The 13,067-nt window shown below is 67.1% G+C and carries 11 protein-coding genes; 8 read left to right on the top strand and 3 right to left on the bottom strand.

All coding sequences use genetic code 11. From position 1 onward, the window contains the following. Positions 1-128: 128 nt before the first annotated feature. Complete coding sequence (locus tag J7367_RS00355; protein WP_057660109.1) at positions 129-2,213, bottom strand: glycosyltransferase; 2,085 nt, start codon at positions 2,211-2,213, stop codon at positions 129-131. Between the two features lie 240 nt (positions 2,214-2,453). Between J7367_RS00355 and mrcB the strand changes: the two genes are divergently transcribed. From mrcB to J7367_RS00380, 5 genes are all read left to right on the top strand, one after another. Continuing rightward, positions 2,454-4,898 carry a penicillin-binding protein 1B gene (gene mrcB / locus J7367_RS00360; RefSeq protein ID WP_057660111.1) on the top strand — a complete coding sequence of 815 codons (2,445 nt, stop codon included), beginning with the start codon at positions 2,454-2,456 and terminating at the stop codon, positions 4,896-4,898. A gap of 13 nt (positions 4,899-4,911) precedes the next feature. Further along, positions 4,912-5,436: a hypothetical protein gene (locus tag J7367_RS00365; protein WP_007973971.1), complete on the top strand. Its 525-nt coding sequence runs from the start codon at positions 4,912-4,914 to the stop codon at positions 5,434-5,436. A gap of 278 nt (positions 5,437-5,714) precedes the next feature. Further along, positions 5,715-7,739, top strand: a complete 2,025-nt coding sequence (locus tag J7367_RS00370) for an ATP-dependent DNA helicase (protein WP_057660113.1) — start codon at positions 5,715-5,717, stop codon at positions 7,737-7,739. 13 nt (positions 7,740-7,752) lie between these two features. Next, positions 7,753-8,478, top strand: a complete 726-nt coding sequence (gene tsaB, locus J7367_RS00375; protein ID WP_057660115.1) for a tRNA (adenosine(37)-N6)-threonylcarbamoyltransferase complex dimerization subunit type 1 TsaB — start codon at positions 7,753-7,755, stop codon at positions 8,476-8,478. After that, complete coding sequence (locus J7367_RS00380) at positions 8,475-9,389, top strand: ADP-ribosylglycohydrolase family protein (protein ID WP_007973966.1); 915 nt, start codon at positions 8,475-8,477, stop codon at positions 9,387-9,389. Before tsaB ends, J7367_RS00380 begins: the two co-directional genes overlap by 4 nt. A gap of 286 nt (positions 9,390-9,675) precedes the next feature. Here J7367_RS00380 and J7367_RS00385 read toward each other — a convergent pair whose 3' ends face one another. Both J7367_RS00385 and gshB read right to left on the bottom strand, forming a co-directional pair. Continuing rightward, positions 9,676-10,551, bottom strand: a complete 876-nt coding sequence (locus tag J7367_RS00385; RefSeq protein ID WP_057660117.1) for an energy transducer TonB — start codon at positions 10,549-10,551, stop codon at positions 9,676-9,678. Further along, positions 10,548-11,498 carry a glutathione synthase gene (gshB, locus tag J7367_RS00390; protein WP_057660119.1) on the bottom strand — a complete coding sequence of 317 codons (951 nt, stop codon included), beginning with the start codon at positions 11,496-11,498 and terminating at the stop codon, positions 10,548-10,550. The genes J7367_RS00385 and gshB overlap by 4 nt, the downstream gene beginning before the upstream one ends. Positions 11,499-11,734: 236 nt before the next feature. Here gshB and pilG point away from each other — a divergent pair, with 236 nt between their 5' ends. The 3 genes from pilG to J7367_RS00405 are packed head-to-tail and all read left to right on the top strand — an operon-like array spanning position 11,735 to position 13,046. Continuing rightward, positions 11,735-12,136, top strand: a complete 402-nt coding sequence (gene pilG, locus J7367_RS00395; protein WP_057660123.1) for a twitching motility response regulator PilG — start codon at positions 11,735-11,737, stop codon at positions 12,134-12,136. A gap of 17 nt (positions 12,137-12,153) precedes the next feature. Further along, the gene (locus J7367_RS00400) at positions 12,154-12,516 is read left to right on the top strand and encodes a response regulator (protein WP_005913708.1); all 363 of its coding nucleotides are present in this window, start codon (positions 12,154-12,156) and stop codon (positions 12,514-12,516) included. Beyond that, positions 12,516-13,046, top strand: a complete 531-nt coding sequence (locus tag J7367_RS00405; protein ID WP_003482487.1) for a chemotaxis protein CheW — start codon at positions 12,516-12,518, stop codon at positions 13,044-13,046. The genes J7367_RS00400 and J7367_RS00405 overlap by 1 nt, the downstream gene beginning before the upstream one ends. Positions 13,047-13,067: the final 21 nt, after the last annotated feature.

Genomic DNA, 13,067 nt, shown 5'->3' on the forward strand with positions numbered 1-13,067 from the left:
CGAGTTGTTCAGGGCGGACTAGGTGCGCAGCCTCGCGATGCGGCGCAGGCGGATCAAGCGCCAATCACTGCGTGTACTGCGGCGTTTCGTGATGCAAACGATCCAGGCGCCAATCCCCAGCCACCTGCTCACCCTGTAATAAAGAACTCGCGTACCGTCGCCCGTGCTGCGTCCAGCGAAAAATGCTCGGCCACGTTGCGCAAGCCGTTGTCGGCCAAGCGCTGCCACAACGTCGCATCTTGATACAGCCGCACGATTGCAGCGGCGAACGCTTCGGCATCGTCGGCGACGCACACATCCTCGCCATCGCGCAGGTGCATGCCTTCCACCGCGCAGGTGGTGCCGACCACCGGCTGGCCGTGCGCCATGCTCAGATTGATCTTGCCTTTCACGCCCGCGCCAAAACGCAGAGGCGCCACCGCGATACGTGCGCTGTCCATGAACGGAACCAGATCCGGAACGTGACCATGCAGCCGCACGCCGGGGCATTCGTCGGCCAACAATTTCAGGGCGTCGGGCAGGTCGGCACCGATGCAGTGGAAGACCACCTCGGGCAGCTGCGCACGGACCTGCGGAAAGATCTCACTGATGAACCACTGTACCGCATCCACATTCGGCGGATGACGAAAGCCGCCGACGAAGACCAGGCCGCGGCGCTGCGCGAAGCTGTGGCCGCTACCGGCGACCTCATGCAGGTTGGACAGCAGGGCAGTGCGGATGTGTGGCGCGTCCGCGCGCAACTGCGCCTGTTCTGCGGCAGACACCAACAAGGTGACATCGGTGGCCGCCATGATCTCGAGCTCGCGCACGCGGGTGCGTTCTGCGCTACGCAGCAGATTGGCATCGCCGGCCAGCTCGGCACCGCGTCGTTCGCGCAGGTAATGCAGGTCGACGGTATCGAACAAGGTGCGCGCCTGGCGCGCATATTGCCTGAGCAACGGCAGGCAGGCATGCGCCACGTGGTGGCGCACCAGCAGCACCACCGCAAATCGCGCACCATGGCTGCGCAGCCAGCTGCCGATGCCTTCGAGAAACGGCGCGTACCAGACTTCGACACCGAGCTGCTGCAATGCCTGGGTGTGGCGCCCGGCGTGTTCGCGGCGTGTCGGCACGAAGACGACATGCGCGCCTTCTTCGCGCAGCAGTCGGATCAGGTTGAACTGCCGCAGCGAGCCTGAGTCGCGGTCCGGCTGCGGCACGCATTCGTCCAGGATCAAGACCTGTCGCTGGTGGCGGTGCAGCAGTGCCGGCCCGGGCAGCACTGGTTGCTGGACTTGTTTGCCGAGTTGCAGTGCCCATTTTTTGGCGAATTGCCTTTGATGCTCCGCAACCACTGATCCCGTTTTCGTCTCATTGGTTCGGTCATGCACCACCACGCTGGCCGGCTGCACCAGCACCTGATATCCGGCCGCGCGGACTGCAAACGCCAGATCGGTGTCTTCGTAATACGCCGGCATGTAGCGCCGGTCCAGCCCGCCCAGCGTGTGCAACAGCGTGCGCGGTAGCGCGATTGCCGCGCCCGAGCAGTAGTCCATCGCGCGTACATATGCATAGCGTGGGTCTTCGGACGATCCAAAGCGGCCGTAGCTCCAGGCGCTGCCATCGCCGAAGACCACGCCGCCGGATTGCTGCAGGCGCCCGTCCGGATACACCAGTTGCGCGCCGACCAGGCCGGCGGCCGGATACCGGGCGAAGGTGTCGATCAACCGGTCCAGCCAGCCGGGCTGCGGAATGGTGTCGTTGTTGAGCAGCACCACGAAATCGCCGCCGGCCAGTGCGATACCGTCGTTGCAGGCCGCGATGAACCCGCCGTTGCTCGCACGCGGGTGATACTGCAGACCGGCGATCTGCGGCAACTGTTCAGCGGTGGCGTCGCTGCTGCCGTCGTCCACGACGATGATTTCCACACTCAGCAGCGGCGGATGCGCCGCCAGCGCGCGCAGGCAGGCCAAGGTGTGCGCAATGTGGTTGTAGACCGGAATCACCACCGTCACCCGCGGGGTAGGGCTGTGCGGCAGCGCGAACGCCGCGAACGGGGCGGCCTGCGGCAGCCACAGCGGCGTGCCCAGGACGACCGGAGGCGCCTGCGTGTGCACGCGAATGCGTTGCCAGGTGGCGCGCCAGCCGCGCGTGCGCATGCTGGCCACGCTGCGGTGGATCAGACCGAGGACGCGATTGAACAGATAGCGCGCATCGGCCAAAGACATCGACATTGCGTTGGAACTCCAGCGTGGTGTGGCAGTGAAACGTGGCGAGCAGAGCGCGGGTCGAGGCAATCGTTGCATCTGCCAGCGCAGTGTGCGACCCATGCCTGCTGCTGCCGAGAACACGTCGCGCCTAGCGAAGCGGCATCGGTCGTTTTGTTAGCCGCTCTTAACGGCCGACGGGCCCGGCAGGTCACAGCCATGACAGCGCTGCGCTAGACTCGCCTGACTCTACATTCTCGCATTCCTGTGCCCCGACGCCACGACAACGACGCTCCCGACGATTTCGAGGACGACACCAACGCGCAAGGCTCCCGCTGGCAACGCAGACTCATCGTCTGGGGATTTGCCGCGTTCGCACTGGCGCTCGGTTTCCTGATTCCCTATACGGTGTATCTGAACAAGCAGGTCACCCAGCGCTTTGGCGAACTGCGTTGGCAGATCCCCACCCGCGTGTACGGCCGGCCCTTAGTGCTGGTACCGGGCAACGCACTGGATGCGGCCACCCTGAAGACCGAGCTGGACGCGGCGTCGTACCGCGACGACGGTCAGGCGACGCTGGCCGGCACCTACCAGCAGGACGGCAGCCGCTTCACCATCGCCAGCCGCGGCTACATCGATGTGGATGGACGCGTGCCGGCGCGCCGTATCGACGTCAGCCTGGCCGGTGGGCGCGTGGCCAGCCTGCGCGACGCCGGCGACCGCAAAGCGCTCAAAAACGCACGCCTGGACCCGGCGCGCATTGCCACCCTGTACGGTCAGAAGCAGGAAGAGCGCCGCCTGGTGCGCATGGAGGAAGTGCCCGAGCTGCTGGTCACCGGCCTGCAGGCGGTGGAAGACCGCGACTTCAACAGCCATCACGGCATCGACCTGAGCGGCATGGTGCGCGCGGCCTGGATCATGGCGCGTTCCGGCGGCCATGTCCGCCAGGGCGCCAGCACCCTGACCCAGCAGTTGGCCCGTAGCGGCCTGCTCGGCATCGGCAAGGAACAGACGCTCACGCGCAAGTTCAACGAGATTCTGTACGCGGTGATCATGGAGGCGCGTTACGACAAGCGCACCATCCTGGAGGCCTATCTCAACCAGGTCTATCTGGGCCAGCGCGGTGGGCAGGCGATCCACGGTGTGTCGTCGGGCGCGGAACTGTGGTTCGGTCGCGAACTCAATTCGATGACCACCGAGCAGATCGCATTGTTGATCGGGCTGGTCAAGGGACCGTCGTACTACGACCCGCGGCGCAACCCGGAACGCGCGCTGGACCGGCGCAATTTCGTGCTCGGCAAGCTGCACGAAAACAATCTGATCAACGACGCCGAATACAAGCGCGCGCTGGCTGCGCCATTGGGCGTGCCGACCGAGCCTGGCCTGGTCGCTGCCAACCGTTTCCCGGCGTATGTGGACCTGGTGCGGCGCCAGCTGGCGCACGACTATCCGGAAGGCGTGCTGCAGGGCGCCGGCATGAGCGTGCTTACCGGCATGTCGCCGTCGGCGCAGGCGTATGCCGAGGGCGCAGTGACCGGCACCATCAAGCGGCTGGACAACAAGAAGCGACCGCCGCTGCAGGCGGGGTTGGTGCTCACCGACGTGCATAACGGCGATGTGTTGGCGGTGGTCGGCAGCCGCGATGTGGCCAAGCCGGGCTTCAATCGTGCGGTGGAGGCGCAGCGTCCGGTGGGCTCGCTGCTCAAGCCCTTCGTCTACATGCTGGCGCTGGCTTCGCCGGACCGCTGGGCACTGTCCAGCTGGGTCGACGATTCGCCGGTCACGGTGCAGCTCAGCCGCGGCAAGACCTGGTCGCCGGGCAATTCGGACAGCCGCAGCCATGGCACGGTGCGGCTGGTGGATGCGCTGGCGCATTCCTACAACCAGGCCACGGTGCGGGTGGGCATGCAGGTCGGCGCCGATCGTATCGCCCAGTTGATCCAGGTGCTTGCCGGCATCAAGGCCGACTCGAATCCGTCGCTGATCCTGGGCGCGACCGACCAGAGCCCGTACGGCATGGCGCAGCTCTACCAGTTCCTGGCGGCCGGCGGCGAGATCCAGCCGCTGCATGCGGTGCGCGGCGTGCTCGATCCGCAGGGCAAGCTGCTCAAGCGTTACGACAAGACCCCGGCACCGGCGCAGGAGGGCGATTCGGTGGCCGCCAACCTCATCAGCATCGGTCTGCAGCAGGTAGTCAGCAACGGCACCGCGCGACAGCTGCTGGGCGATGGCCTGGGGCGCCTGTCGCCGGCCGGCAAGACCGGTACCTCCAACGACGGTCGCGACAGCTGGTATGCCGGCTACACCGGCGACCATCTGGCGGTGATCTGGATGGGCAACGACCAGAACGCCGAAACCGGCCTGTATGGCGCCACCGGCGCGATGCGGGTGTGGTCGAGCATCTTCGCCCGCTTGCCGAGTGCGCCATTGAAGGTCAGCGGCAAAGGCCTGGATTGGCAGTGGGTGGACGCCAGCGGCACCGGCGTGACCGACCCGGGGTGCCCGGGCGCGCGCCAGTTCCCGTTCGTGGTCGGCTTCACGCCGGCCTACGCACCGTGCGCGGGCAACGCGCCGTCGATCGAGGGCGCGCCCGGCGAAGCGGCCGCACCTGCCGAACAATCCAGCGGCGGTGGCTGGCGCCGCTTCTTCGGTCTGGAAAAGAAGCCCGAAGACCCTGCCGCTGCACCTGCCGCGGCCCCACCCACGCGTTGATTGGAACGACCCCATGAACCGAATGCACCGTTTGCTCGCCCCGATCGGCGTCCTGGCCGCACTCACCGCCTGCGTCAGCGCACCACCCGCGCCGCCGCCGACCCCGGTGGACCCGACCACCCCGACCCAGCGGCTGTTGCTGATCGAACGCGAAGCCGGCGCGGACGACACCGAACTGTCGGTGCAGCCGCTGCGCGACCCGCAGGTGGATGATTTGCGCGAGACCGCCAAGAGCAAACGCCAGGCCGGCGATCTGGCCGGCGCCGCTGCGGCACTGGATCAGGCGCTGGGCCTGGTGTCGGGCGACCCGGCGATCCTGCAGGAACGCGCGGAAGTGTCCGTGCTGCAGGCCGACTGGCCGGCGGCCGAACGCTTCGCCAAGCAGGCGATCGACCTGGGGTCCAAGACCGGGCCGTTGTGCCGTCGGCATTGGGCGACCATCGAGCAGTCGCGTCTGGCGCGTGGCGAAAAGGAAAACGCCGCCTCTGCCAAGGCGCAGATTGCCGGTTGCACCGTGCCAGGCGTGAAGCGGTACTAAGGCCGGCGATCGTAGCGACTGCGGACACCGCAAGGTGGGCGCGGTGGATGCCTGGGATGGCCGTGTCCTTCGTGTGCTTGGAATGCCTGCAGCACTTCGAGGCCAAGGTGAGGAGGGGGCTCCTGGCTGCCCGGTGCGGTTTCAGCAAGCACAGCCGGAGCACCTGACGGTTGCTGGCGCAGCAGCGGGATGTGCGCAATCCATCAAGCGCAACCCGGGCAGCGTCACCGCGCACGCGCTAGGCTGTCGTGCTTCCTGTCCGTTTTTCGTTCGGTCCCATGTCCCAACTTGCCACTGCCAGCATCGAAGCGCTCAGCGAGGGCGGGGCGCTTGCGCGCCAGCTCGACGCGTTCGCGCCGCGTGCTGCGCAGTTGCGCCTGACCGGGGCGATTGCCGAGGCGTTCGAGCAGCGCGATGTATTACTGGCAGAGGCCGGCACCGGCACCGGCAAGACCTACGCCTATCTGGTGCCGGCGTTGCTGTCCGGGCTCAAGACCATCGTCTCCACCGGCACGCGCGCGCTGCAGGATCAGCTGTTCCATCGCGATCTGCCGCGTGTGCGCGCCGCGCTGGGCGTGGGGCTGCGCAGTGCGTTGTTGAAGGGCCGCGCCAACTACCTGTGCAAGTACCGCACCCAGCAGGCACGTGGCGAACCGCGCTTTGCCACGCCCGAACAGGTCTCGCAGTTCCAGCGCATCGTGGCCTGGAGCGGGCGCACCCAGTTCGGCGACATGGCCGAGCTGGAAGCCTTGCCGGACGACTCGCCGCTGCTGCCGATGGTGACCTCCACCGTCGACAACTGCCTGGGCACCGACTGCCCGTTCTACAGCGAATGCTTCGTGGTGCAGGCGCGCCAGCGTGCGCAGGCGGCCGATCTGGTGGTGGTCAATCACCACCTGCTGCTGGCCGATCTGGCGCTCAAACAGGAGGGTTTCGGCGAAATCCTGCCCGGTGCGCAGGCCTTCGTCATCGACGAGGCGCATCAGTTGCCGGAACTGGCGGCCAATTTCTTCGGCGAAAGTTTCGGCATGCGGCCATGGCAGGAGCTGGCGCGCGATTGCATGGTCGAAGCGCGCCTGGTTGCCGGCGCGCAGGCCAGCCTGCAGGCACCGATCCTGGCGCTGGACGAGGCCTTGCGCAGCCTGCGCGCCGGAATGGAAGGGCTGCCGCCACGTGGCACGCAATGGCGTGCGCTGGCCAAGCCGCAGGTGCGCGAGGGGTTCGATGCCGTGCTGTCGTCGCTGGCGCGGTTGGGCGAGTCCCTGCTGCCATTGCGTGAGGCTTCACCGGGTTTCGACGGCTGCACGGCACGTGCGCAAGAAGCGTTGAACCGCCTGTCGCGCTGGCTGGGCGAAGATCTGCCGGTGGCCGATTTCGCGCAGGATCCGCCGGAAGAGACGGTCGACAACGATGTGCTCTGGTACGAACTCAGCCCGCGCGGCTTCCGCTGTCAGCGCACGCCCCTGGATGTATCCGGCCCACTGCGCGACCACCGCGAAAAGTCGCAGGCCGCCTGGGTATTCACCTCGGCCACGCTGGCGGTGGGCGGCGAATTCGACCACATCGCGCAGCGGCTGGGCCTGAGCGATCCGGTGACCTTGCTGCAACCCAGCCCGTTCGATTGGGCGCGTCAGGCCTTGTGCTACCTGCCGCCGAACCTGCCCGATCCGGCCGCACGCGGGTTCGGCACTGCCTTGATCGGCGCGCTGACGCCGGTGCTGGAAGCCTCCAACGGCCGTGCGTTCTTGCTGTTCGCCTCGCACCGCGCGCTGCGCGAAGCGGCCGAAGCCTTACGCGGCGCGCCATGGCCCTTGTTCGTGCAGGGCGAGGCGCCGCGCGCGACCTTGCTGCAGCGCTTCCGCGATTCCGGCAATGGCGTGCTGCTGGGCTCGGCCAGTTTCCGCGAGGGCGTGGACGTGGTGGGCGACGCCTTGAGCGTGGTGGTGATCGACAAGCTGCCATTCGCCGCACCCGACGACCCGGTGTTCGAAGCGCGCCTGGATGCGATCCGTCGCGAGGGCGGCAACCCGTTCCGCGATGAGCAGTTGCCGCAGGCGGTGATCGCGCTCAAGCAGGGCGTGGGCCGGCTGATCCGCAGCGAAACCGACCGTGGCGTGCTGGTGCTGTGCGACCCGCGGCTGGTGAACAAGAGCTACGGCCGCACCTTCATGAAGTCGCTGCCGCCGTTTGCGCGCACGCATGCCATTGCCGATGTGCAGGCGTTTTTTGGCGTTGAACCGGCGGTGGGCGAGAATGGCGCGCTCGCGTTGCCGGTCGGCGGCGACCGATCTTCTTCTTCCTGATTGCGGCCCCGCCATGAACGTCCTCGCCTTCGAGACATCCACCGAAGCCTGTTCCGTCGCCTTGCATGTCGACGGTCGCGTGATCGAGCGCTTCGAACTGGCGCCGCGCCGCCACGCCGAACTGGCGCTGCCGTGGGCCGAACAACTGCTGGCCGATGCAGGCATCGCCCGTCGCCAGCTCGACGCGATTGCGGTTGGCCGCGGCCCCGGCGCGTTCACTGGCGTGCGTCTGGCGATCGGCCTGGCGCAAGGGATCGCGCTGGCGCTGGATCTGCCGGTGCTGGCCGTTTCCACGCTGCAGGTACTGGCCCTGCGTGCGCCTGCCGAAGCGAGCCAGGTGCTGGCCTGCATCGATGCACGCATGGGCGAGGTGTATGCCGGTGTCTTTGCGCGCAATGGCGACACGTTGCTCGACCTGGCACCGGAAGTGGTGTGCGCGCCGGACGCGCTCGTGCTGCCCGACACGGGCGCTGCAGTGGGTATTGCCGGCGTCGGCACCGGCCTGGCGGCTGCCGATGCGCTGCTGCAACAGCGCTTTGCCGCGCGCTTGACCAGCGTCGATGCAGCCGCCCTCCCGCGGGCGGCCGATCTGCTCACGCTCGCGGTGCCGGCCCTGCGGCGCGGCGAAGGCGTGGCGCCGGAACGGGTGGAGCCGGCTTATCTGCGTGACAACGTCGCGCTCACCCTGGTCGAGCAACAGGCTGCCCGCGCCGCAAAGGCGGCTGGCGCAACGCCATGACCGACGCTGCCCGACGCGCCCGGTTTCGCGGTTGCCTGCTCGGTCTGGCGGTGGGCGATGCGCTGGGCACCACGCTCGAATTCTGCGCGCCGGGCAGCTTCACGCCGATCGACGACATGCGCGGCGGCGGTCCGTTCGCGTTGCGCGCCGGGCAGTGGACCGACGACACCTCAATGGCCTTGTGCCTGGCGCATAGCCTGCTGCATCGGCAGGGGTTCGATCCCGCAGATCAGATGAACCGCTATTGCAACTGGTACCAGCACGGTTATCTCAGCAGCACTGGTGCCTGCTTCGATATCGGCGCGACCGTGCGCCAGGCGCTGGAGCGCTATCTGGATGGCGGCCCCGCCTTCGGCGGCAGCACCGATCCGCGCTCGGCCGGCAATGGCTCGTTGATGCGGCTGGCGCCGGTGGCGATGTATTACGCGCATTGTCCTGACCAACTGGCCGATCGTGCGGCCGATAGTTCGCGCACCACGCACGCCGCTGCCGAAGCGCTGGATGCCTGCAGGCTGTTCGCGGTCCAGCTGTGCGCCGCGCTGCTTGGAGGCACGCGCGATCAGGTGCTGCATGCGCAGCCGGAAACATCGCTGACGCCTGCGGTACACGCATTGGCGATCCGCGACCATGCGGCGGTACCCGCAGCGCAGATCCGCGGTACGGGGTATGTGATCGATTCGCTGTCGGCGGCCCTGTGGTGTTTCGCCACCACCGACACGTTTGCCGACGCAGTGCTGCGTGCGGCCAATCTCGGCGACGATGCCGACACCACTGCGGCGATCTGCGGGCAGCTGGCGGGTGCGTTTTACGGCATCGACGGCATCCCCGCTGCGTGGCGCGAGCGCGCGCAGGACGCGGCAGAGATCGTGGCGCTGGCGGACCGTCTGTACGCCGCGGCATCGGTGGCCTGAGGCCGCAACCACGATTCAAAGGACCGGCACGTGTGCAGCACGCTGTAGGTGAAGCGCCGGCGTCTTGCTTGCGGCCCTTGATGGGTGACCCGATCACGCGTGATTGCGGTGGCGGACTGGCGCGCGCGTGACGTTGTGCGTGCTGTCTCTGCCTCGCTCTCGCAGCGGACGCTGCGAGGGTCGTGCGCGTCGGCGGAGCGGCCTTGCCGCTGCATTGCCAGTGTTTATCGGGTCAGCGCCGCCAGGGTGTGGCGCGATGCGCGTCGCACGCAACGCGCCCGCTACCTCAGCGATCGTCGTGCAGCTCGCCGCCGGGCAGGAACAGCCAGGTACGCGTGACCTGCAGGATGTCCACATCGTCCTTGGTCCTGGGCAGTGGCGGAAACGGCTGCGCCAGTTGCACCACGCGCAACGCGGCATCGTCCAGCAACGGTACCCCGCTGGAGACCAGCACGCGGCTGCTTTCCACGCTGCCGTCGCGGCGCACGCCCACGCTGATGACCACCTTGCCGCCCAGCCGGCGGCGGCGGGCGTCGTCCGGATAATTCAGATTGCCCACGCGCTCGGCGCGGTCCATCCAGGCACGCAGGTAGTTCGCGTACGCGTATTCGCGGGTACTGGCGGAGACGAATTTGCGGTTCGGGCGTTTGGCGTATTGCTCCGAGCGCAGATGCACTTCGGCGGCGAGCCGGGCCATTTCGGCATCGCGCTGGATGCGCTGCGCCTCGGCCGGGGTGAGCGGATCGGTCTGCGTATTCGGCTGCGGCGTCGGCACCGCCTGTTCGCCACGACGGCTGGTCACCACGCGGGTCTGGGTGGGCTCGGGCGCGTTCACGCTGGTGGCGCGTTGCGCCTGTGGCGCCAGCCCGGTGCGGTCCTGCGGCACCACGCCCGGCTGGCTGTCCCGGGGGCGTTGCGCGGTGTCGTGATCGCCGCCGCCCTGCTGGTTCGCCTGGGCCAGGAAGTCGGCCTGCTTGGGCGTCAGCGGCGTGCTGGTCTGGCTGAAGATCACATCCAGCGTCGGCACCAACGGTGCGTCCTCGCTGACCGCAAACCCCACCCCCAGGATCAGCACGCCGTGCAGCAGCAGCGAGATCACCAGCGTCATCATCAGCCGGCGACCGTCGTCCATCGGTGCCGGCAGGGCCGCGGCCGTGCTCATCGCGCGGCGCCGGCCTCGATCGCATCGAACAGCAGCCCGGCGATGTTCAGGCCGAACTGCGCATCCAGTTCGCGCACGCAGGTGGGGCTGGTGACGTTGACCTCGGTCAGGTAATCGCCAATCACGTCCAGGCCGACGAAGCGCATGCCGCGACGGCGCATTTCCGGACCCACCTGCGCGGCGATCCAGCGATTGCGTTCGGACAATGGCCGGCCTTCGCCGCGCCCGCCGGCGGCCAGGTTGCCGCGGAATTCGTCGCCCTGCGGAATCCGCGCCAGGCAGTAATCCACCGGCACGCCGTCCACCAGCAGGATGCGCTTGTCGCCGGCAGTGATGTCGGGGATGAAGCGCTGCGCCAGGGTCAGTTTGCGGTTGCCGTCGGTCAGCGTTTCCAGGATCACGTTGAGGTTGGGGTCGCCGCTGCCGCTACGGAAGATCGAGCGTCCGCCCATGCCGTCGAGCGGCTTGAGCACCGCCTGGCCGTGGTCCAGCACGAAGGCCTTGAGCGCGGCGGCATCGCGGCTGACCAGGGTCGGCGGGCAGCATTGCGGAAACAGCAGTGCGGCCAGCTTCTCGTTGTAGTCGCGCAGGCCCTGCGGGTCGTTGACGATCTGCGCGCCGGCGCGCTGCGCCACGCTCAGCACCTGGGTGTCGTAGACGAATTCCGCATCCACCGGCGGGTCCTTGCGCATCAGCACCACCTGGCCGGGCCCGAACGCCAGTTCGGCGAACTCGCCCAGCGTGAACCAGCTGATTTTGTCCTCGCGCACGCTCAGCGGCGCCACCTGCGCCACTGCGTGCCCTTCGCGCAGGCTGAGCCCGCCGGGACGCACGTAGTGCAGACGGTGGCCACGGCGCTGTGCTTCGAGCAACATGGCAAACGTAGTGTCTTTGGCGATCTTGATGGAGGCGATGGGATCCATCACCACAACGACGTCGAGCGACATGGGGCTAAACCTTTCGAACAGGCTGCCGATGGTAACTTCAAGCGATGGGCGATGGCGCGCCCGGCGGGTCGTAGTGCGCGACTTGCCGGCCGGGACGCACCCAGACGTGGTCGGAACGTCCGCCTGGCGGGGCCCCGGCAATGCGCCCTTGACAGTCGATGCGGGTCTTGGGATATACATGCAGTTTCGTAGCGACGTCGGAAGGGATGAAGCGTCGCGCGCCCGGGGATATTTGCATGAGTGAAAACATTGCTGCGGGTGGGGAACTCGCAGGACTGAAGGTGATGGTCATTGATGATTCGGAAACCATTCGCCGCACCGCCGAAACGCTGCTGAAGCGGGAAGGTTGTGAAGTAGTGACAGCAACGGATGGTTTCGAGGCACTGGCCAAAATTGCGGACCAGCAACCTCAGATCATTTTCGTCGACATCATGATGCCGCGCCTGGATGGGTACCAGACGTGCGCGTTGATCAAGGGCAACCAGCTCTTCAAATCGACGCCGGTGATCATGTTGTCGTCCAAGGACGGCCTGTTCGACAAGGCACGCGGCCGCATCGTCGGTTCCGAGCAATATCTGACCAAGCCGTTCACCCGTGAAGAACTACTGAGCGCGATCCGCACGTACGTCCACGCCTGACCAGGGGGAAAGGCAACATGGCTCGAATTATATTGATCGAGGACTCGCCCACCGACAGGGCAGTCTTCAGTCAATGGCTGGAAAAAGCAGGCCATACGGTCGTCGCCACCGATAACGCAGAAGAGGGGCTTGAGCTGGTCCGCAGCCAGGCGCCCGATCTTGTGTTGATGGATGTGGTGTTGCCCGGCATGAGCGGCTTCCAGGCAACCCGTGCTCTCGCACGCGACCAGGCAACCAAGGACATTCCCGTGCTGCTGGTCAGCACCAAGGGCATGGAAACCGACAGGGCCTGGGGTTTGCGACAAGGTGCCAGCGACTACATCGTCAAGCCGCCGCGCGAAGACGATCTGATCGCGCGCATCAGACAATTGGTGCGTTGATGCGCTCTCCATTCGACATTCTCGAAGACTACGAGCGTCGTAGTCTGGCGCACGCCACGCCGCTGCCGGAACGCCAGTTCTCGGCCGATATCTGGCGCGGCGTGGGGTATCGCGTCGGTACCCGGCGATTGGTCTCGGACTTCCGCGAAGTTGCGGAAATCGTGCCGATGCCGCCGGTCACTCCGGTGCCGGGCGCACAGCCCTGGCTGCTGGGCGTGGGCAACCTGCGCGGCAATCTGTTCCCGGTGATCGATCTGAAGCAGTTCCTGGAGGGCCGTCGCACGGTGCTGCAGGAAGGCCAGCGTGTGCTGATCATGCGTCAGAGCGGCGGCGACGTCGCGCTGACCATCGATGAGCTGTACGGCCAGCGCAGCTTCGAGCAGGTCCAGGCGGTGGAACCCGGCGAGTTGGCGCAAGGCCGCTACGCCCATTTCATCGACCGTGCCTTCCGCAACGAGACGCAGGACTGGGGTGTGTTTTCCCTGGCGTTGCTGTCGCGCACTCCTGAATTCCGGCAGGCCGCGGCCTAAGCCGCGACCCCGCCACGTCAT

This window comes from Xanthomonas sp. D-36-1 (assembly GCF_017746155.1).
GTDB classification, from domain to species: Bacteria; Pseudomonadota; Gammaproteobacteria; order Xanthomonadales; family Xanthomonadaceae; genus Xanthomonas; species Xanthomonas cissicola.

Excerpts from the sequence above, each read along its gene's own strand:
- J7367_RS00355 (WP_057660109.1), bottom strand. The coding sequence starts at position 2,213 with ATGTCGATGTCTTTGGCCGATGCGCGCTATCTGTTCAATCGCGTCCTC.
- J7367_RS00365 (WP_007973971.1), top strand. The coding sequence starts at position 4,912 with ATGAACCGAATGCACCGTTTGCTCGCCCCGATCGGCGTCCTGGCCGCA.
- J7367_RS00370 (WP_057660113.1), top strand. The coding sequence starts at position 5,715 with ATGTCCCAACTTGCCACTGCCAGCATCGAAGCGCTCAGCGAGGGCGGG.
- tsaB (WP_057660115.1), top strand. The coding sequence starts at position 7,753 with ATGAACGTCCTCGCCTTCGAGACATCCACCGAAGCCTGTTCCGTCGCC.
- J7367_RS00380 (WP_007973966.1), top strand. The coding sequence starts at position 8,475 with ATGACCGACGCTGCCCGACGCGCCCGGTTTCGCGGTTGCCTGCTCGGT.
- J7367_RS00385 (WP_057660117.1), bottom strand. The coding sequence starts at position 10,551 with ATGAGCACGGCCGCGGCCCTGCCGGCACCGATGGACGACGGTCGCCGG.
- gshB (WP_057660119.1), bottom strand. The coding sequence starts at position 11,498 with ATGTCGCTCGACGTCGTTGTGGTGATGGATCCCATCGCCTCCATCAAG.
- pilG (WP_057660123.1), top strand. The coding sequence starts at position 11,735 with ATGAGTGAAAACATTGCTGCGGGTGGGGAACTCGCAGGACTGAAGGTG.
- J7367_RS00400 (WP_005913708.1), top strand. The coding sequence starts at position 12,154 with ATGGCTCGAATTATATTGATCGAGGACTCGCCCACCGACAGGGCAGTC.
- J7367_RS00405 (WP_003482487.1), top strand. The coding sequence starts at position 12,516 with ATGCGCTCTCCATTCGACATTCTCGAAGACTACGAGCGTCGTAGTCTG.